General features: G+C 42.2%; 17 protein-coding genes and 1 riboswitch. Of the genes, 9 read left to right on the forward strand and 8 right to left on the reverse strand.

Annotation, left to right across the window (positions count from 1 at the left end; all coding sequences use genetic code 11):
* Positions 1-16 precede the first annotated feature (16 nt).
* From AB6D06_RS17905 to radC, 6 genes are all read right to left on the reverse strand, one after another.
* The gene (locus AB6D06_RS17905; protein WP_372111226.1) at positions 17-517 is read right to left on the reverse strand and encodes a lecithin retinol acyltransferase family protein; all 501 of its coding nucleotides are present in this window, start codon (positions 515-517) and stop codon (positions 17-19) included.
* Positions 518-615: 98 nt separating this feature from the next.
* Complete coding sequence (locus AB6D06_RS17910; protein ID WP_372111229.1) at positions 616-1,176, reverse strand: tyrosine-type recombinase/integrase; 561 nt, start codon at positions 1,174-1,176, stop codon at positions 616-618.
* A 366-nt stretch (positions 1,177-1,542) separates the two neighbouring features.
* Positions 1,543-2,373 (reverse strand): hypothetical protein, encoded by an 831-nt coding sequence (locus AB6D06_RS17915; protein ID WP_372111232.1) that lies wholly within the window; start codon positions 2,371-2,373, stop codon positions 1,543-1,545.
* Positions 2,374-2,600: 227 nt separating this feature from the next.
* Positions 2,601-3,029 (reverse strand): DUF2787 family protein, encoded by a 429-nt coding sequence (locus tag AB6D06_RS17920; RefSeq protein ID WP_372111237.1) that lies wholly within the window; start codon positions 3,027-3,029, stop codon positions 2,601-2,603.
* Between the two features lie 26 nt (positions 3,030-3,055).
* On the reverse strand, positions 3,056-3,481 hold the full coding sequence (locus tag AB6D06_RS17925) for a DUF2787 family protein (protein ID WP_137033704.1): 426 nt from the start codon (positions 3,479-3,481) through the stop codon (positions 3,056-3,058).
* Entirely contained in the window at positions 3,478-3,954 is a 477-nt protein-coding gene (radC, locus tag AB6D06_RS17930) for a DNA repair protein RadC (RefSeq protein ID WP_137033702.1), read from the reverse strand. Before radC ends, AB6D06_RS17925 begins: the two co-directional genes overlap by 4 nt.
* Before the next feature lie 221 nt (positions 3,955-4,175).
* Between radC and AB6D06_RS17935 the strand changes: the two genes are divergently transcribed.
* From AB6D06_RS17935 to AB6D06_RS17960, 6 genes are all read left to right on the forward strand, one after another.
* Entirely contained in the window at positions 4,176-4,613 is a 438-nt protein-coding gene (locus tag AB6D06_RS17935; RefSeq protein ID WP_372111240.1) for an RNase H family protein, read from the forward strand.
* 161 nt (positions 4,614-4,774) lie between these two features.
* A complete protein-coding gene (locus AB6D06_RS17940; RefSeq protein ID WP_311017990.1) occupies positions 4,775-4,960 on the forward strand; it encodes an AlpA family phage regulatory protein in 186 nt (61 codons plus the stop codon).
* A gap of 285 nt (positions 4,961-5,245) precedes the next feature.
* Positions 5,246-5,425 carry a hypothetical protein gene (locus tag AB6D06_RS17945; RefSeq protein WP_372111244.1) on the forward strand — a complete coding sequence of 60 codons (180 nt, stop codon included), beginning with the start codon at positions 5,246-5,248 and terminating at the stop codon, positions 5,423-5,425.
* Positions 5,426-5,813: 388 nt separating this feature from the next.
* Positions 5,814-6,788, forward strand: a complete 975-nt coding sequence (locus tag AB6D06_RS17950; protein ID WP_311017989.1) for an AAA family ATPase — start codon at positions 5,814-5,816, stop codon at positions 6,786-6,788.
* A gap of 13 nt (positions 6,789-6,801) precedes the next feature.
* Positions 6,802-9,411 (forward strand): S8 family peptidase, encoded by a 2,610-nt coding sequence (locus tag AB6D06_RS17955; protein WP_372111247.1) that lies wholly within the window; start codon positions 6,802-6,804, stop codon positions 9,409-9,411.
* 669 nt (positions 9,412-10,080) lie between these two features.
* Positions 10,081-13,893 (forward strand): hypothetical protein, encoded by a 3,813-nt coding sequence (locus AB6D06_RS17960; RefSeq protein ID WP_372111250.1) that lies wholly within the window; start codon positions 10,081-10,083, stop codon positions 13,891-13,893.
* 155 nt (positions 13,894-14,048) lie between these two features.
* Here AB6D06_RS17960 and trmA read toward each other — a convergent pair whose 3' ends face one another.
* Complete coding sequence (gene trmA / locus AB6D06_RS17965) at positions 14,049-15,158, reverse strand: tRNA (uridine(54)-C5)-methyltransferase TrmA (RefSeq protein WP_372111251.1); 1,110 nt, start codon at positions 15,156-15,158, stop codon at positions 14,049-14,051.
* A gap of 154 nt (positions 15,159-15,312) precedes the next feature.
* A riboswitch (cobalamin riboswitch) is annotated at positions 15,313-15,516 on the forward strand.
* Between the two features lie 39 nt (positions 15,517-15,555).
* Between trmA and AB6D06_RS17970 the strand changes: the two genes are divergently transcribed.
* The 3 genes from AB6D06_RS17970 to murI are packed head-to-tail and all read left to right on the forward strand — an operon-like array spanning position 15,556 to position 18,957.
* The gene (locus AB6D06_RS17970) at positions 15,556-17,376 is read left to right on the forward strand and encodes a TonB-dependent receptor domain-containing protein (protein ID WP_102444726.1); all 1,821 of its coding nucleotides are present in this window, start codon (positions 15,556-15,558) and stop codon (positions 17,374-17,376) included.
* Positions 17,377-17,424: 48 nt separating this feature from the next.
* On the forward strand, positions 17,425-18,090 hold the full coding sequence (locus tag AB6D06_RS17975; protein WP_372101097.1) for an ATPase: 666 nt from the start codon (positions 17,425-17,427) through the stop codon (positions 18,088-18,090).
* 60 nt (positions 18,091-18,150) lie between these two features.
* Positions 18,151-18,957, forward strand: a complete 807-nt coding sequence (gene murI, locus AB6D06_RS17980) for a glutamate racemase (protein ID WP_017061053.1) — start codon at positions 18,151-18,153, stop codon at positions 18,955-18,957.
* Here the strand turns inward: murI and AB6D06_RS17985 are convergent.
* On the reverse strand, positions 18,920-19,372 hold the full coding sequence (locus tag AB6D06_RS17985) for an RNA-binding protein (RefSeq protein WP_017061054.1): 453 nt from the start codon (positions 19,370-19,372) through the stop codon (positions 18,920-18,922). The two genes, murI and AB6D06_RS17985, sit on opposite strands and share 38 nt — an antisense overlap.
* Positions 19,373-19,791 lie beyond the last annotated feature (419 nt).

Here is a 19,791-nt window from a genome sequence, read left to right on the forward strand (position 1 = left end):
AGGGGATAGAATCCCCTTATCCTTTGTGACGATGTCTTAAGTCCCATGCGCGCCACTGACTCGCTTGAATGTGCGCATGAGCGTCACGTTTAAGCTGAGTCAATGTGAAAGTGTTAGAGAAGATGTCACCATTTAGGCAGTAGCTACAGAACTGATGACAGTTTTCATTTAGCAGGGAATAGTCTGTTTGTATGCCAAGCATGGCTTCTGCAATTTGAGCGGTAAACTCATTACCAATGGCTCTACCTTGCGCATTGCAACTCACGTAAATGGAAAGGGCTGTGGTATCGGTCAGGAATTGATGAATTGATACGGCCTCGATAAGACCTTTGCCATTACGGTGGATGATACGTCCATCTCCCACGTAGACACCTGAATGTTCAGCATATCCAAACGCGAGATCGCAATACACAATGCTCCCTCTAACTGGACCGTCGGTTTTCCAGAATAAATTTTGGATTAAGCTTTTCGATAAGCTGCCTACAACAAAGCTCCCTATTGCGTTATATGGGTTCATGTTATTTGTTCTCCAATGTGGTGGTGAAACTCAAAAGGGCTCTGAGCTTAATGTTTATAAGGGATTAGCGGTCCCGCCCCCTGAATAAATGATTAGGTTTAAAGTTCAAGAGAAACAAAGTCTTTATCGACTTCATCTTGAGTGATTCCTATATAGCGAAGTGTGACGCCCTCAGATGTGTGACGAAGCATTTTCATGACACGTCCTATATCTTTTGTTGATTGGTAAAGAAAGTAACCTCGCGTCTTTCTCATCGAATGAGTACCTAAAGCGATATTCAGTTCTTGACCTACTTGTTGAAATTCCATGGACACGGCGCGTCGTGAGATTGGCTGTGGTGGTTTATTTTTCAGCTGTTGGCATCGGTGGGATTGAAACAAGTAAACGTGGTCGGGATGTTGCTCTCTCAATCTAGCAATGTGCTGCTGCGCTTTGGTATTGAGTTGAATGTTAGCGAGCTTGCCTGTTTTACTTTCACGAATAATGACTCGATCATCATGAATGTCTTCAAAGCGAATCGATAACAAATCAGAAATCCTCAGTGCCAAGTTTAATCCGATATGCCATACATCGGCCATTTGTGGATGACAACGAATACTCAATAGGTGACCAACCATACGTATAGTGTCATCGTCTTTGACTGCTTGGACCTCAGCCATAATCTGCTTCCTTTTTTGTCTGTAGAAGGGTGTTTTGGGAAGCACAGAGCCGACGATATTAAAGAGCCCTTATACGGCAAGGGATGGAAGCTTCCCGTTTTAACAATATGGGAAGCAGCCTCGTTTTGGCTCTATGCTGGTGGTTGTGTTGAATCCTTAGTCACTGGAAATGCAATGGTTTACGGAGTGTTACATGACAGGTTTAAACTTTTGCAGAATAGTGGTTGATGTAAGCCGTAAAGAATGAGGTTAGATTAGACGTACGCAGGTGAGAAAGGATCAGTGATTTAGAGCATTATGTTTTGGATGAAAGGTAATTTTGTTGTAATAAAAAGCCCTGAGAACTACCCAAGGCTGAAGAACATTTTATGTGCGCTTACACTTTAAATCACGTAAGTGGATAATGTCGCTATTACTCAAGCCATTAATGCCTTGAGTCCAATGCAGTATCGTTTTGGTTAATGGCATATAACTTATTGCATTATTATCTTTGTAGATACTTTTTAGAGAGTCAAAGAGGTCAATTTGGCAGTCAACATGAGTACCGTCCGACATCTCTGTGCTAAAGCCATTGTAAGAAAATATATAGGTTTCATCTGGTGTGGTAGACCATTGATAAATTTCGCTGATTTTAACTGGAGATATGATATCGGCATATTTATTGTTGATCTCGTCGATTCTCGGGTCCAACCCTTGAGGGAACTCTTTTTTCATCTTTCGTTCGGAATGCTCCAGCCATACAAGGCGATCTTTGATGGGCCTTTCAGCTTCAAGCTTTTTGAGTAGGCTTTCGATCTTGGCTGTTTCTTCTAAACGTTGTTCTAGAGAATGTTTTAGCTCCATATCTTTAACTAACTTTTTGTATTCTTGAGTTAGTATTTCGATTTTCTCAGACCTTTCATCTTCAACCTGAGTATTAACTGCATTGGTTAATTGTTTAAAGTCACATTGGTATTGTACGATGATTCTTTCACGACTATCTTCGAAAGTTTCCCAGTTAACTTCTTCACATATCTGACGATTATTGAAAGCCTGCTCAATAGTGAATGAGCGTTCATATTGGATAACTTCGTTATCTACATTGATGTAGCTAAACGGTTGGTTTTGGAGTGATTCTATATCACCCTCACAACCTGAAAGTGAAACGGTAGCGACGACAGCCGTTACACTTAACAGAAACTGTTTTTTTACTGACATTGTTTATCCTTAGGGTCATTAATCAATTGTTAAGTTAAGCCTTTTTATAAGCGAAGCGGTATCACCAACAAAAGTAGTCGTAGCCACGTTGGTGATGACTTCCCCGTCATGTTGAACGGAAATACTTATATAGGCGGCACTATACCTATTTATGTGTGGAGTTTTCTATGCGCCACATTGATTTTTTTGATAAAGAATGCGCTTTCTGTATGGTTGCAAAGTTCAACTCAATCTTCGGTTACTTTTATCGAGTCATAAGCCCCCATTTCTACATAAGCTAGAAAGTTACACTCCCACATCTCATATAGTTCGGTTGTTTCTTGCAGGTACATACCAAGCCATCCGCTGAAACGAGCGAAAGCGACGTTGTTAGCAAAATCAAAAGCTAAGTCAGGAACGAGCTCTGGTGTACTGGCTCCCACATAAACAAGGTCAGTGATTTCAATAAGAGCGATATGGCTATCTTTGACATCTACCGTAATAGATACAGGGTGAAAGCCGCCGTCTTTCGGGTGGTAATTGGTATCTTGAAAACAGATGGTCATTTTTCCTCGGTAATTAACATCATCAATAGAGCGTTTGATTAAGTCTTTCAGTTGATGTGAAGGCTTGGCACGCTTGCATGCGAATAGAGCCAGGTTGGCAGCTTGATTCATAGGGACCTCTTTGAAGTAAGTTAGGGTTAACGAACGGATGTGATGTTGATTGAGATAGCTGGTTGCGTGATGAGAGTGTGAGTGATGGCTTTCAGCCAGCTAGCAAGCAAGGCTTGTACTTCTGGCCGTTGTAAGTTGCACTGCTTAATCTCTGGGTGGTAGAACCAACACCCTGCGAAGTTGAAATACAGCGATAGCTCTTTTTGTGGAGTACCTGTGACCATCACATCAAAGGTGGCAATAAAGCGTAGTTGCCAAGGTGTTTTGCTTGATGCTCGCTCCAATTGAATTTCGATTGGTTGAAAACGGCTATTCATATCTTTAGAGCGTATGTTTAACGCTACCCGCCCGACTGTATTCGGGATGGCGTTTTCAGACATAAGTGCTTCAAGAAAACAGTGCATGGGACTAACGAGTTCATCATTAAGTCCTGAAATAACAAATTTGTTCATACCCACCCCTTTTCTGCAAATGACACACAATCCTCACCCACAACGATGTGGTCCAATACTCGGATATCCACCAGCTTGAGAGCATCTACTAAGCGCTGTGTAATGCGTCTATCTGCTTGAGAGGGCTCAGCGACACCTGAAGGATGGTTATGAGCAAAAACGACGGCAGCAGCGTTATGGTTTAGTGCTGCTTTGAGTACTTCGCGTGGGTAAATAGAGGCAGCATCGATAGTGCCAAAGAACAACTTTTCAAAACTGATCAATTGATGTTGATTATCAAGAAACATCACGGCGAACACTTCGCGGTCATGAGCCCCTAACTTGAGCTTTAAATATTCCTTAACATTGGTTGGATTAGTGAACGTGCCCTCTCGTTTGTATTTTGCAGCCAGTGCGTCGGCTGCACGTTCTAGCAGTTCATTTAACTCTGAAGTTTTAAAAGGGTAATCGTGTTGGTTGTTGGCGTTACGCATAAGAGCTCCTTGGGTTATCTGTTTGGTTATGCGTACTGATGAAATATATCTGAGAGCATTTTGAATCGAGGCGTGGAGGGGGGAGTATTTCCAGAGACAGGTAAAAAATAACTCTCTTGCCGTTGTTATGTAGCAATCGCAATAAAGCGACGAATGAACAATCAACATAATCAGCTGGTGCAAAGGATGTATCGGCTTTTTAGTCTCTGGAGAGTATAAAAATGAAAAAAGAAATTTATGTAGAAGCAGCCACCGCAGAGAAGCGAAGAGGACGACTCTCTGCTGGGGTAGGGCTGGTTGTATTCGATGACTATGAAAGAATAGCGGATGAAGACTGGCTGCTCCTTGATAGCATCACAGACCGTAATTACGCAGACTTATCAGCACTTGCTTTGGGGTTGGAGCGTGCTTGTGATGGCGATATTATTTATTTAAGCAGTGACTATTGCGTTGATGGTTTTAATGACTGGCTTGATGGTTGGAAACGTCGAAATTGGCGTAAAGCAAATAAAAAGCCGATAGCTCATCAAGACCTTTGGGAGCTAGTGGATAAACGAAGTACAGATAAGCAAGTTGAGGTAAGAAAAGTCGCTGCCTGTTCAGCTGGGAAAGATGCCGCTTATAGATATGCTCTCCTAGCGACGAAACGTCAGTTGTAAAGACAATGAATCACTTGCTGGTATAGCCAGCAAGTGATTCATCTTTGTGTGCTGCTTTGTACAGGAACTGTTAGCTGTAGCCTTAGAGTAGGCGAGTAGGAAAAGTAAAAAATAACGCAGCGGCCTTTGTTATGAGTTGAACTACATAACAAGGTTTTAAAATGTTGAATTTCCTTAATTTAGAGCAAGTTGTAACCAAAACAACACTATGCAAAAGCACTATTTATGAGCTAATGAAAATTGGAGAGTTTCCAAAAAACTTCACCGTATCAGGTAAACGTAAGGCCTGGAATGAAAAAGCGGTTGAAGATTGGATGATGAGTAAAATGGAGAACTCTGAATTGTAAATCAGATAGAAAATGACACAGATAAGGTTTGTATTATCTTGCAGGTTATCAATTTTTATAAACCAAGACGTTGCTAGTGAGGAAGCCATGTTTGCAGTATGCCTAGAACAGAGTGCGCAAGGCTATAAATGAGTGCATAAGCAACGTCATTAAAAACTACGACAATACCCTCACCTTCAGACCTGTTGAAGCAGGCACTATTTCTTTCGCCCAACTTGGGTGAAATTAGAAGGTGTTGAGTATTGTAAGTTTGCAAGACGCTAAAAGAAATGCTGGATCGCATCAATGATGACCTTCTGGGCTAAGCTGAAAAGGCATTTGCCTTTGATGGCTCATTATCTGAGCCAAAATCCAGCAAAAAAGAAGCCGCAGCTTCTTCAAAATCATTCTCAGGCTCTATCCAGCACCACAAAGCACGGCGTCGATGGCATCGCCCACTTCACCAAGCAGATAGTTTCGTCCTAATAAACCGTCTTGGGATGAATGTGAGTTCCCTTCAAAACATTTGCTGTGAAGTACGCTTCAGGTTCGCATTGAGCATAGTTATTTAGTTAACAATATTGTGCACCTTGATGTGTACTATCTTAGATATGGTTCTATCATTAAAAACAGGTAGATAAGTTTGATTTGGGGGGTGGTTCCGCTTCAATAATTACTAACTTAGTAAAGCAGATTCATAACTATTTAAGGTTTTAGTGTGGTAATATCGCACCACATTTTTAATTGCATCACGCAAGTTTTTCATCCTATTGAGGTTCACTATGTACACCATACATAACTAGCAGCTCTAAGCAGTTACCAGTATTTAACTGGGATTTCGTGTGTATGAATAATTGTGTGGAGTGAACAGAAAATGGCAAAGTCAGATAAAATCATCAGCTTAGTAAGAGCTGGCGCTATGGGAGACAAGGTACAATTCAAGAGAGTTGTAGAGTCTCTGATAGCTGATGAAAGGCAAAAAAGACATCACGTTATAGCGGAGAGATTAGAACAAGAGTTGGTAAAGCTCAGCACTTCTAATTCCACAGTGGAAGCTCCGATTGCTAAAGATAGTCGCGTATCGTCATTAGTCGATGAGATCTCACCCAAGTTAAGGTTTGAAGACTTAATCTTAACTGCATCGGTCAAAGAGTCTTTGAATGAGTTAGTTGAAGAGCAATCCAGAGTAGACTTACTTCGCTCATATAGTCTTGAACCAAGAAATAGAGTTTTACTTATTGGACCTCCTGGTAATGGCAAAACTTCATTAGCTGAAGCTCTCGCTGAGTCAATGATGGTTCCGCTGTTGGTAGTGCGCTATGAGGGAATCATTGGTTCTTACCTTGGTGAAACAGCCTCGAGACTTAAGAAAGTAATAGACTATGCGTCTACCCGTCGTTGTGTGCTCCTATTTGATGAATTTGAGACTCTTGGAAAAGAGCGTGGCGACACTCATGAAACAGGTGAGATCAAGCGTGTTGTTAGTTCTCTGTTGATGCAGATAGACTCCCTTCCTAGTCATGTAATTGTTATGGCTGCGACAAACCACGCTGAGCTGTTAGATAGAGCAGTATGGAGGCGATTCCAGTTGAGGTTAGAGGTTCCTCAACCTACGAGAGCTCAGATTGAAGCTTGGTTTATGGCTTTTGAAAAGCGACATAACGTATCGATTGATTACGGCTATGAAACGCTGTCCAAGCGACTATATGGATCAAACTTTGCGGAAATTGAAGAATTTGGCAGAGTGATATTACGCAAGTACGTGCTTACTCAACCTGGTGCAAATATGCGTTCTATAATATCATCGACTCTAAAAACTTGGTCTGAGAGGACTCTGTCCTCTAGTTAAAGAGGATTAATTGATGAGTCGTCACCCACTATTGCTATTTCCTAATCCGGATACAACAAGTACAGCGAGAAGAGGAGGTGGCGGTGGTAACAATGTTCTGCCCCCTGTGTCTCGCCAGCAAGAACGATTACGCCCTACCATTAGCCGTTTAGAGCGTGCTTTAGATAGCCGTAGGCTCGATTTTCGAGGCTCTGCTCAAGGTGTCGAGCCGGAATACACTCTTGTCTTAGAAACAATCGGAACCGTTGCCGAATTTTACAATGCTGCTCAACTAATTCCCGGTCTTGAATGGCTTGGCGAGTATGAGCTGCGCGATATCCAACCTGACGATGACTTCTATGACGGCTCGAATAGAGAAAAACCTCTAAACGGGCAAGTAATGTTGATGCTTTCAGACAGGAGAGCCATCGATGAACTTCTATCTCTTTGGAACCGTTTTGCTCGTAATGAGACAATGGTTTTTCCAACTGGTTTAGCAAAGTGTAAGCACCTGTTTCGTCAATTAAAAGACATCAGAGTTTGGGATGTTCAGGACCGCTTGGAACACACAGGTGTTTTGGAAGATTGGCGCTATCGACTAGAAGAAATGCCTGACAGTGAAGTTCGATTTGAAACTGAGCTTTGGTTTCGAAATGATGAACGAGCGCGTGAACGAGCTGAATCACATATCCGTGAACTAGTAGAAGAACTAGGCGGTAGCTTTATCTCTAGCTGTTGTATTGAAGGGATTCGATATCACTCCCTACTCCTTGAGTTGCCAGCAGGTCAGATTCAAACGATCATTGATAATCGAAATGTTGAGCTCGTTAAGTGCGACAATGTGATGTTGTTCAGACCTCTTGGTCAAATGACAATTGAGCCTCTTTGGAATGATAGCTTAGAAGAAGATATTGTTTCAGAGGATACTGTTCCTTATGAAGGGGAAGCTGAGCCTGTTCAAGGTGAACCAGTCGTAGCTTTGTTAGATGGGTTGCCAATAACTAATCACAACGACCTTATTGGAAAGTTGATTGTTGATGATCCAGATAACTTTGAGCAAAATTATCCGGCTTCTTATCGTAAGCATGGCACCGCAATGGCGTCCCTAATCTGTAATGGTGATCTTGAATTAAATAGCGATCCTCTATCCTCCCCATTGTATGTGAGACCGATTTTCCGTCCTCATAATATTTCGAATGTGGAAACAATCCCGGACTCAGTGCTACCTCTAGATCTAATTCACAGGGCAGTTAGAAGACTATTTGAATATGATGGAGCAGAGCCACCAGTAGCACCGACAGTCAAAGTTATTAACCTTTCTGTTGGTGACCCTAATATTCACTTTAACGGTTCTATTAGTCCTTTTGCGAGACTTCTTGACTGGTTAAGTCAACGCTACAATGTTTTATTCATGGTTAGTACGGGGAATCATGCAGGGCGTATTGCGGTTCCCAATATGAATGCTAGTCAGTTCAGACAGTTAAGTAGTGATGATAAAGCTAGCGAAGCTTTGAAGGCTGTTCATGCAGATACGTGGAATCGAAAGATACTGTCTCCTGCTGAAAGTATTAACTCTGTTACTGTTGGGGCAATTAGTTCTGATAGCTCGACTATTCCACCAGCATTTTTGGTAGGGAAGTATGACATCTACATGGGAGATGAAATGCCTGCATTCTATTCAGCTCATGGGATTGGTTATGCTCGTTCTATGAAGCCAGATATTGCAGTGGATGGCGGGCGAATGCTTCTTGAAGAGCCGTTAGCTACTGATGCTCATCTTAGACCGTTGAATTATATTGCAGCCCCTGGTCACAAAGTTCCGGCGCCTAGCAGTTCTGGTGATTTGAGCTATACAGCGTACATGCGAGGTACCAGTAACTCGACTGCTTTAACGTCGAGGGCTTGTGCTCAGCTATGGGATGTTATGAGTGAGCTGTTTACTGAAAACAATAAGACAGCGCAATTGGAACAGTACGGTACTCAATTGCTAAAAGCGCTTTCTGTCCATGGCGCAGCATGGGGAGCAATGTACGATCGTATGTCTGGTTATCTAGGAATTACTGATACCAGAAAGTTTAAGTTAGCGATCTCTAAAATGCTCGGATATGGCAAGCCGGACTTTGATAGAGCTATGTATTGTCTCGATAACAGAGCAACGGTCCTTGGTTACGGTGCACTAGAGCACGATCAGGCTCATCTGTTTAAGCTTCCCGTTCCTGAGGGATTAGGTGGTGTTGATACTTGGCGAAGACTTACTGTTACTTTAGCTTGGATTGCTACACCTTGTCCTGCATATATCAAATACAGAGATAGTGCTCTTTGGTTTACTGTTGAGGGTGATAATAAGACCCTAACATCTCGACCTAGAAACGTTGCGTATGATTGGCAGATGGTCAGAAAAGGAACGTTGCAGCATGAAATCTTTGAAGGTGAGAATTTGGTTGTTCTAGCGCAAGATGACCGCAGTATTCATATTAAAGTTAGCTGTAAAAGTGATGCTGTAGACATTGTAGAACCAATTCGTTATGGCTTAGCGATTACCCTCGAAGTTGCAGATGGCACTAGCATTGATCTTTACCAAGAAGTGCAGCAGGGAATCGAGCAACAGGTTCAACAAAGTACGAGAACACAGGTTCAAGTCTAATCTTAAGATAACAAAGCCCCCAAAATTGGGGGCTTTATTTTTTAACTTCAGATTGCCGGAACGCGAAGTAGGTGGCTTTGCTCTTCAAAATAATCATGTCGGTCATAAATTCCTTCAACACCTTTTAACTTGTGATTCAAGCACCCCTCGGCCACATGGCCGAGGGGTTAATGTGCTGATAATGTGCAACAGTTGAGGTTAAATGTGCACAGAAAGAACGTCTATCATCTTTAGATGGGTTTGTACTAATACTGAAGGTTCTGAGGTTGAGATTATGCCCCTGCTATAGAAACGAAGAGCAAAGGAATTTATGGTTTCGATTTGTTCTAAACTTCTCTTAGCTTTAGAAAATATGCTCTCGACTTGTGTCTTATGCCTATATACGCTTAAGTGCTAATTTTGCTAATCTATTAAGCAATCCGGTGCATTTTTAGGGGTGGTTTACTTCGATCTGAAAAGTGTTGATGGATTTTTATTGTTATAAATATCAAAAGTTTAGTAGGGCATGGCAGTCTGGTATTCATTCTGAATATTGAACTTCAATGTAGCAAATATTAATGAATTAGACTACACGCCTATCGGGTGTCGGATAGAAGCTCAATGGTAATCAGTATATCAAATATGAGAACTACCTACATGAAGCACTTTTCAATCTAAGGAAGCAGGAGCATGGATCACACTCATATAGTCCAAGCTGGCGATCTAGACCGATTTGCTCCAACAAGAGAAAGTCAGTCAGTTATTCCGGAACTAATTTATTGGCTTGTGACCCAATCTTGTTCCAATCTCGTTTTATGTCGAATTCCGTATGGTGATGCCGTCAACCAACCAGGTTGGGATGGTATGGTTGAAGTTGAGGAAGGGTTTCTCGAATTTGTTCCAAGTGGTAAATCTTTTTGGGAGATAGGTACAAACTCTAATCCAAGAGCTAAGGCTACAGATGATTTTAAGAAACGAACAGAGGAAATTGATGATGTCGAGCGTGCAAGCTCGTCTTTTGTTTTTGTAACTCCGCGATCATCAGGATCTGGTGGATGGAGTGAGCCAGCACAAACTCAATGGTTGGAGACACGAAAAGATACAGGGTGGAAACTGATTCGCATAATAGATGGAGTTAAGCTTGCTGATTGGTTAAGAGAATATCCAGCTATTGGAAAATGGATGGCCAAGAAGCTGAACTTGACTGCCAATTTAGGAGGTATCGCGACTGCGATTGAACATTGGGAAAATGTAAACTCAGAGTGTGAGGATGGTGAAGCTCTCCCGCCTAAGCTATTTACTATAGGAAGAAATAGTGCATGTGAAGCGTTGCAGGCACTATTTGAAGGAAGGACACCAGTATTAATGCTTTTTGCGGAGAGTCCGAATGATGTAGCTGATTTCGTCTCAGCTTTTATTGCAGAATTAGAGCCGGAAGCATCAGCAGCATACAGTAATCGTTGCCTCTACATTAGTGATGAACAAGCTTGGCGTAGCATCGTTGAAACTCGTTCCCCACATGTTTTAGTTGCAGATCCCCGCCTTGGTTTAGAAACAGATGAAGGTGCTACTCTCCAAGCTTTAGCTCGTCGTAAAGGTCATGCTGTCGTTGTTCCTCTATGTGGCGCTTGGTCTGGTGATAATCCAGAAATTTTAAAGCTAAGAAGCCCTTCGCAATCACAAATTGAATCGGTTCTAAAAGAATCGGGTTATACCGAAGGAAGAGCTACAGAACTTGCAAGAGTCGGTGGTGAGAGGCTTTCTGCACTTCGACGTTACTTAAGAGGATATGGGGCCTTACCACCATATGCTACTTGGGATACTGCAACGCAGTTAGCTCAGGCTGGACTAGTTGGAAAATGGGACGGTTCTAATCCTTCAGATCGAGCTTTAATTGAGATGCTGCTGGGAAAAGATTACGGGGAGTGGATCGAAACTCTTAGGCCTGGCACACTTCGCTCGGACTCTCCCCTAGTTCAACATGATGAGAAGTGGAGATTTGTCGCGCGTGGTGAAGCTTGGGGGGCTCTCGGAGCTCGAGTTACTGATGATGACCTAGAAAGGTTTGAAAAGACCGCCCTTTTTGTATTAGGAGAGGAAGATCCTAAGTTTGAACTTGCTAAGGAAGATCGGTTTGCTGCCAGTGTTCATGGAAAAGTCCTTACACATTCTTCCCTAGTTAGAAAGGGTATTGCCGAAACGCTAGCTTTAATTGGTTGTCGCCCTCAAGCATTGACTTCATGCTCCTTCGGAAAAGCGACTTCTACGGCTGTTATTGTTGTACGTGAGTTACTAAATAAAGCAGACTGGAAACGTTGGGCAAGTTTAGACTCTCTCATGCCACTTTTAGCAGAAGCTGCTCCTGACGAGTTCCTTGATGCATTAGATTCTGTCCTTATGGATCTGCGAGATACACCATTTCATAAAATTTTTAGTGAAGAGGGAAGTGGGGCCGTAGGTGGCGAGAATTATATGGTTGGCCTGCTCTGGGCGTTGGAAACATTGGCTTGGAGTCCGGAATATTTGTCTCGTGTATCAGTTATCTTGGCTGATATCGCTTCATTTGATACTGGCGGGCAATGGTCAAATCGTCCTTCTAATTCTTTAGCTGACATTTTTTTACCATGGCATGTACAGACTACGGCTACCTTTGATAAACGCAAAGCTGCTATTGAGTCTGTGATTAGGGAGCATCCTGTGGTTGGGTGGCAGCTTATTCTTGCACTTTTGCCACACAACCATGGCTTTACAAGTGGGTGCCATCGCCCTGTCTGGCGTGAATTTATTCCTAGAGATTGGAAGGGTGGCGTTTTAAAAAGTCAGTATTGGGAGCAGATTGATACATTTACGGTTCTCGCTGTTAATTTAGCTAAAAGTGATTCAGAGAAGCTGTGTGAGTTAATAAAGAGGTTATCTGACTTACCAGAGCCTGCTCACGACAGTTTACTTGAGCATTTGAATTCCGACTTAATTGTGTCCTTACCAGAAGTAGAGCGTCTACCTATTTGGGAGTGTCTTGATGAGCTAGTTCGGCACCACAGGAAATTCGCTGATGCCGATTGGGCTTTGCCTGAAAATACGGTTCACAAAATAGCGAATACAGCACAAATACTTGCTCCTACTTTGCCGGAGCTAAAATATCGGCACCTCTTTAGTGGCAGGGATATTGACCTTTATGACGAAAAGGGAGATTTTGATGAGCAACAAAAGCGACTCGATTCATTACGCGAGAGAGCTATCATAGAGATCATAAATGATGACGATAGTAATGCCGTGTTTCACTTTGCTTCAAGCGTTACTGTTCCCAGTGAAGTTGGACGGGTACTAGGAACTGTTGCGTCAGATAATTTTGAGCTGTTGATTCTTCCTTCTTTTTTTGATCGTAACGATGATATATCTGCTCGACTTGTTGCTGGTTATGTTTGGTCTAGATACTGGAAATTTCAAATAGAGTGGGTTGATGAAATCCTTCAAAGAGCTTGGACTATTGAGCAAAAAGCTAAGTTTTTAACTCATCTTCCTTTTGAAGAGAAGATATGGGAGAGGGTTTCATCGTTCTTAGATGAGCAAGAGTCACTGTATTGGAAAAATGTGGTTGTGAATCCATATGGTCCAGCTCGAGATTTGACTGTAGCGATTGAAAATTTGTTAAAATACGGGCGTGGAGGTTCGGCAGTAACGTGCGTTTCTCGAATGGCTGACCGAAGTTCTCAATTTAATGAATCCCTCGCGATACAAGCTTTGTTAGATGTTATTGAAAAAGGTAGTGGAATCTCGGAGCTGAATGCTCATCAAACTGTCGAATTGATAACACATCTTCAAAAATCTAAAACCGCAGATCAGGATGCCTTGTTCAAAATCGAATGGAATTTCCTTCCATGGTTAGATCGTTTCTCATCCGGCTCACCAGTTACGTTAGAAAAGCGATTGGCGTCTGAACCAGGTTTCTTTGCGGAGGTTGTTGGGCTTGTTTATCGTTCGAAAAAGTCTCATCAAGAAGATAATGAACAATTCGATGAACATAAAAAAAGCTTAGCAAAAAATGCTTATAAACTTCTTACTGAATGGAAGCGTTGCCCTGGAACCCTAGAGGATGGGACGTTTATTACTGAATCATTTAATACTTGGTTTAGTGAAGTGCGTAAATTAACAGAAGAATCGGGACATGCAGAAGTTGCTCTGATTCAGGTTGGCCATGTATTAACCTGTGCTCCCCCAGACCCTGATGGTTTATGGATTCATAAAGCGGTTGCGACGGTCTTAAATTATCGTGATACAGGAGACATGCGCTCAGGCTTTACCAATCAACTTTTCAATGATCGTGGAGTTTATGGATTTACGCATGGGCAAGAGGAACGTAACCTAGCAAGAGGTTATAGGGATAAAGCGGAGGCCCTAGATGCGAACGGATACACGAGGTTTGCGACTGAAATGAGAGAGTTTGCTGAGCGATATGAACGACAAGCTGAACAAGACGAAAAGCGTAATCCATATGAGTATTAATCTAAACTATGTCTTTTAGTATGAACTGACAAGAGGATGCCAAGCGCATCCTCTTTTTGTTTTTTAACACTTCTAGTTTTAAAGTCTTAAGCTCTATCCGTACCCAGGGCCGTACCCAGAGGTATTTTTTTGATGTTATAGATCCTGCTTTTCCCTTATTTTATGCGCTCCAAAAGCACACCTGCTTCCATGTGGTGCGTGTAAGGGAACTGGTCAAACAGAGCAAAACGAGTGATGTCGTGCGTTTCGCTTAGGATGTCTAGGTTCTCTTTCAATGTTTCAGGGTTACAAGAGATGTACATGATACGCTCGTAGCCTTGAACCATCTTACAAGTATCAACATCCATACCTGAACGCGGTGGATCAACAAAGATAGTGTTGCAGTTGTAGCTCTTAAGATCGATGTTCGCTTGCTGTAGACGACGGAACTCACGCTTGCCTTCCATTGCTACAGTAAAATCTTCTGCAGACATACGGATGATCTGAACATTTTCAATGTTGTTCGCAGCGATGTTGTATTGCGCAGATTCTACTGACGGTTTCGCCAGTTCAGTTGCCAGTACACGCTCGAAGTTTTGTGCTAGCGCTAATGAGAAGTTACCGTTACCACAGTAAAGCTCAAGTAAGTCGCCTTTGCTGTCTTGAGTACAATCGACAGCCCATTCCAACATTTTCTCTGCTACTTTGCCGTTTGGTTGAGTAAAGCTGTTTTCTACTTGTTGGTAGATGTAGCTGTCACCATTCACGTCTAGCTTTTCAATGACGTAGTCGCGGTCTAGTACGATTTTCATCTTACGCGCACGGCCAATCAGGTTTAGATTGAAACCTTCATCGTTTAATTGCTGTTTAAGTGCTTTAGCATCTTGAATCCACTGTTCACCCAATTGACGGTGGTAAAGCAGTGACACCAAAATTTCGCCGCTTAGTGTAGATAGGAAGTCTACTTGGAATAGCTTGTGGCGTAGAGAATGGTTGTCCTTCATTGCATCGACTAACAAAGGCATCAAGTCATTAATAAGACGACTAGCAGCAGGGAACTGGTCTACACGATATTTTTCTTTGGTCTCTTGATTGAACATGACGTAATACATATCGTCACCTTCATGCCACACGCGGAACTCAGCACGCATGCGGTAGTGTTGTTCTGGAGATTCATACACTTCCAGCTCAGGCACATTATATTCTGAGAACATTTCAGTAAGACGCTCAGTCTTTTCTGCCAGTTGTTCTTGGTAGCGTTGCGGGTTTACATCTAAATTCGCCATTGTTATGCCTTTTGCTGTCGTGCTTTTAAATCAAGAGCGCAGATTTTATTCAATCACAGGCGCTTGTCCAGTGTTGAGAGCCAATCAGTGTAAATAGGCCATGAAAACTATAGCTTATAACTATCTTAGACTAGACAAATGATTCAGAGGTCAATACTATCTTCGGCAAGCTGGTGCCATTTAGATGTATAGATGGCTGAAGAGGGAATCTGGTGTGAATCCAGAACTGACGCGCAGCGGTAAGAGAGAACGAGTATTCAAAGACACTGCAAATAGCGTTTTGTGGGAAGTCGAATATCAGGTAACCATAAGGTTGTGCTCTTGAGTCCGAATACCTGCCAGCGGCTAAGCCATACAATGTGGCTTGGTAGGACTTTACGCGATTTAGGATCACAACATGAACAAATCCCTTTTAGCGGTTGCTGTAGCATCGCTACTTTCACCTATCTCCAATTTACACGCACAAGAAGTATCTACTGACGAAACCATGGTGGTTACGGCTAACCGTTTTGAGCAGCCTTTAAGTGATGTTATTGCATCAACAACGGTTGTTTCTAAACAAGAAATCGAAGAAACCCAAGCTAAATCTCTAGTGGATGTATTGAAACGAGTACCTGGCGTTGAAGTTTCTCAAAGTGGCGGACGTGGACATAGCGCATCTGTTTTTATGCGCGGCTATAATAGTGATCAAGTATTGTTTCTAGTTGATGGTGTCCGTATTGACTCTGCTGCTGGCGGTATTAATTTTAATCATATCCCAGTAGGCATTATTGAGAGAGTTGAAGTGATTCGTGGTTCTGGCGGAGCTCTTTATGGTTCTGATGCTGTAGCGGGTGTAATTAATGTTATTACAGCCTCTGGTAGTTCAACTGAATCGACAATGATTTCCGTTGGAGCTGGTAGCGACGCTCAAAAGGAAGCTAATTTTTCAACGACCCGTAATTTGTCTAATGGTGGAACATTAAAGCTCGCTGGTGGTTTTGATGAGACTGAAGGTTACGATATCAAAGATCCTGCTACTGGACTTAATTATGGGTATGAAAGCCAAAATCTTTTTGCATCGTATTCTCAACCTATTAATGAGGCCTTTTCAGGTAGTGCTTCAGTTCGCTGGTTCGATAGTTTAACTGAGTACGATTCTGGTGGTAAGAACTATGGCTACTCTGAGAATCTGAGTGTTACAGCTGCTCTTGATTATAAAGGTGATAACTTAAGCTCGACTCTTAGGGCTAATCAACAAGCGATCGAGAACCTAGACTATTCTCAAGCTCAGGGTAAAGATAATGCTGGTACTAAAAAGAAAATAGACCTAACGAACTTACAGTTCTTAAATCAGTATTACATCAACGAGAACGTTTCTGTTGGTGCTGGCGCAGATTGGCGTAGAGAAAAGCTTGATGATGATGCTTTGTCATATGGATCTCCTGATGCTCTAGCTGGTGAGTCTCGCGATACGACGGGTGTTTACGCTTCTTCTGAACTTAGATTCGGTGATGTTCAAATCGTAGGTAGTGTGCGTAACGATAAACACGATACATACGATAATCATACGACTTGGTCTTTAGGGACTCGCTATTACCTAACGGAGAAACACTCGTTAAGAGCTGCCGCAGGTACATCATTTAAAGCTCCGAGCTATTCTGATCTAACAACAAACTCAGACCTAAAACCTGAAGAGGCCGAAAATCGCGAAATTGGATACACCGGTGAATTCGATTTATTCAAGCTGGATGTGACTGCATACGATAATGAAGTCGATAACTTAATTATTTGGTATGAAGGTAGCCCATTTTGGTATCCTCAAAACGTAGATGCAAAACTTAAAGGTTTAGAAATCACAGGTAATTTTGACACGTGGTTTATCCATCACACGGTTGTTGCTGAGTTTAAAGATCATAAAGACTCTGCGGGCAACAAATTAGCGAAGCGTGCTGATGAAAACTACAAGTGGTTGATGGATGCTTCATATGAAGATTTTGATGTGAACCTTACTTATACATACACGGGTGATAGAGCGGGTAATCCAAAAGAAACAACCGATCCAGATAATATTTTGCCATCAGTGAGCTTGTGGGATGTTTCTGTGGGGTATTGGATTTCCCCTGAGCTAGTTGTTCGTGGTCGAGTTGATAACTTAACTAACGAGAAATACCAAACAACGCTAGGATATAACGCTCCTGAACGCAGGTACTTTGCTAATCTAGCTTATCAATTCTAATTTACATCTAAACCGCCTTCGGGCGGTTTTTTCTTATTGGGTATATCAATGAAAAAGAAAGTCATCATAAGTTGGTCGTCAGGTAAAGACTCGACATTAACCCTGGAGCGTCTACTTGAAAGCTCCGAATATGAAGTTGTAGCTCTCTATACGACGTATGTTGGAGATGAAGTTCCTTTCCAAGTGACTCCGATTGATGTGGTTGCTATGCAAGCTAAGTTAGTCGGGTTGCCATTAGTTACGATTGAGCTTCCAGAAGTGTTCCCTAGTAATGAGATTTATCAAAGTACTATTGTCTCCGCACTTAAAAGTTCTGGCTTATCAATTGATGCGGTCGCGTTTGGAGACATGTTCTGTAATGGCATTGCCGATTACCGAAGAAGCTATATAGAACCAGCGGGTTGGGAGTGTGTGTTTCCCCTAATGGGAGAGAGTAGCCAAACTCTGGCTCAAGAAATCATAAATAGAGGAATCGAAACCTTTCTCGTCACAGTTGATAGCGATGCATTAGACATGAGCTATTGCGGGAAAGAATACACGCCTGAACTAATAGACAGTTTGCCAAGTCACGTCGACCCATGTGGAGAAGATGGTGAGTTCCATACCTTAGTCACGTCAGCGCCATGCTTTAAAGGTAAGCTTAAGATAGAGCTAGAAAATGTAGAGCAGGGTGAGCGCTTTGGGCATCAACGCTACCGAGCTTGCATTATGTAGAGTGATGATTGGCGAAAACTAGGTGAAGGGGTATCATTGCTGCGGAACTTATTACAGGTAATGGTTGTGTCGGAAAGCATACAAAAAAACATATTGGTCTTTGATTCTGGAGTTGGCGGTCTGTCTGTATATAAAGAGATAAGCCAGTTACTACCCAATCACAACTATATCTATGTATTCGATAACGAGGCTTACCCTTATGGTGAGCTCGATCAGCAAGTCCTTATTCAGCGAGTCCAAAGTATCGTCGCCAGTTTTGTGGCGAGTCACGCTATTGATATCGTGGTGATAGCTTGTAATACGGCCAGTACGATAGTCCTGCCGACACTTCGCGCTAATAACCTTATCCCTATTGTCGGCGTAGTCCCGGCAATCAAACCTGCTTCGTTACTGGCTAATAAAGCGGTTGGCCTTATTGCGACTCCCGCGACGATTACTCGTGAATACACACACGAGCTCATCAAAAACTTCTCGAGTAATAAAAGAGTAGAGCTGTTGGGTTCTACTCGGCTGGTGGATATGGCCGAAGATAAACTCAGAGGCGAGGAGATTAGCCTTGAAGAGTTACAGCAAATCCTTCAGCCGATGATCAACACAATTGATGTGGCTGTATTAGGATGTACTCATTTCCCATTGATCAAATCAGAGATTCAACAAGTACTAGGTGAAAGTGTAGTGCTGATAGATTCTGGTAAAGCGATAGCTAAGCGGGTTCAAGATTTGTTGGGTTTGGAAAGCGTTAATAAAGAAGGGGGAGTACGTGAAGTTTTTTGTAGTGCACTTCCTAAAAAAGAAAGTGCACTAAATAGTATGTTAAAGCAGTTAGGGTTTAGCTCAGTTCAGATTCGTCCGCTTCAGGATGTTTAGGATCATTTGCAACACGTACTTTTAAAGTGCGTTGCATGTAATCTTTATCGTTAAGTGCAGAGATTGCATGATTCACATCATTACTTGCCATAACAACAAATCCAAAGCCTCTTCTTTTACCAGTACGTTTGTCTTTCATTAAACGTACTGCAAATACTTCACCATGCTCTGAGAATAATTCACGTACATGTGATTCGTTCGCTTTGTATGGAAGGTTACCCACATAAAGTGTTTTGGTTGAAGCCTTAGGTTCTGAATCTGATTTTGAGTCGGTGCTTGAAAAGTTAACAACAAAAGCGGAAGCCAAGACACCAAGGATAAAGGTAATTGCAGGCGATATATCTACCTGAGAGAAAACAATGCCGCCTAATACAGCCAGTGCGACAATTAACAACATCGATTTTTTTGAGTTCATATCGGAATACTACATATTAATAAACGAAATAGACGCATCTACCATTAACAAAATAGACACATGAATCTTACGTTCATGGCTTCCATTTTTCCAATGTATTGCTGTGATACGTCTCAAATGTTTAGTTTTTATTCGAAAAATGCGGATCTGGTGGCTTTTTAGGCGAACAAAACTTTTATTTCAAAAAGCCCTTGTGCTCCATCTCAATCTCTCTATAATGCCGCCTCACCGACACGGAGTGAGACGAAAGTCACACAGCGAAATCGGTAGAGAAAAAGAGTTTGAAAATAACCCTTGACTCTCAAAGTGGTGCAGGTATAGTACGCACCCCTAGCGACTGAGATGTGAATCACAAAACGCTAGCGCTCTTTAACAATTTAAACCTATCAATCTGTGTGGGCACTCGTTGATGAATATCA

This window comes from Vibrio sp. 10N.239.311.G01, from assembly GCF_041465805.1.
Lineage (GTDB): Bacteria > Pseudomonadota > Gammaproteobacteria > Enterobacterales > Vibrionaceae > Vibrio > Vibrio crassostreae_C.

Coding starts and splice junctions, on each gene's coding strand:
- AB6D06_RS17905 (WP_372111226.1), bottom strand. CDS start 517: ATGAACCCATATAACGCAATAGGGAGCTTTGTTGTAGGCAGCTTATCG.
- AB6D06_RS17910 (WP_372111229.1), bottom strand. CDS start 1,176: ATGGCTGAGGTCCAAGCAGTCAAAGACGATGACACTATACGTATGGTT.
- AB6D06_RS17915 (WP_372111232.1), bottom strand. CDS start 2,373: ATGTCAGTAAAAAAACAGTTTCTGTTAAGTGTAACGGCTGTCGTCGCT.
- AB6D06_RS17920 (WP_372111237.1), bottom strand. CDS start 3,029: ATGAATCAAGCTGCCAACCTGGCTCTATTCGCATGCAAGCGTGCCAAG.
- AB6D06_RS17925 (WP_137033704.1), bottom strand. CDS start 3,481: ATGAACAAATTTGTTATTTCAGGACTTAATGATGAACTCGTTAGTCCC.
- radC (WP_137033702.1), bottom strand. CDS start 3,954: ATGCGTAACGCCAACAACCAACACGATTACCCTTTTAAAACTTCAGAG.
- AB6D06_RS17935 (WP_372111240.1), top strand. CDS start 4,176: ATGAAAAAAGAAATTTATGTAGAAGCAGCCACCGCAGAGAAGCGAAGA.
- AB6D06_RS17940 (WP_311017990.1), top strand. CDS start 4,775: ATGTTGAATTTCCTTAATTTAGAGCAAGTTGTAACCAAAACAACACTA.
- AB6D06_RS17945 (WP_372111244.1), top strand. CDS start 5,246: ATGATGACCTTCTGGGCTAAGCTGAAAAGGCATTTGCCTTTGATGGCT.
- AB6D06_RS17950 (WP_311017989.1), top strand. CDS start 5,814: ATGGCAAAGTCAGATAAAATCATCAGCTTAGTAAGAGCTGGCGCTATG.
- AB6D06_RS17955 (WP_372111247.1), top strand. CDS start 6,802: ATGAGTCGTCACCCACTATTGCTATTTCCTAATCCGGATACAACAAGT.
- AB6D06_RS17960 (WP_372111250.1), top strand. CDS start 10,081: ATGGATCACACTCATATAGTCCAAGCTGGCGATCTAGACCGATTTGCT.
- trmA (WP_372111251.1), bottom strand. CDS start 15,158: ATGGCGAATTTAGATGTAAACCCGCAACGCTACCAAGAACAACTGGCA.
- AB6D06_RS17970 (WP_102444726.1), top strand. CDS start 15,556: ATGAACAAATCCCTTTTAGCGGTTGCTGTAGCATCGCTACTTTCACCT.
- AB6D06_RS17975 (WP_372101097.1), top strand. CDS start 17,425: ATGAAAAAGAAAGTCATCATAAGTTGGTCGTCAGGTAAAGACTCGACA.
- murI (WP_017061053.1), top strand. CDS start 18,151: ATGGTTGTGTCGGAAAGCATACAAAAAAACATATTGGTCTTTGATTCT.
- AB6D06_RS17985 (WP_017061054.1), bottom strand. CDS start 19,372: ATGAACTCAAAAAAATCGATGTTGTTAATTGTCGCACTGGCTGTATTA.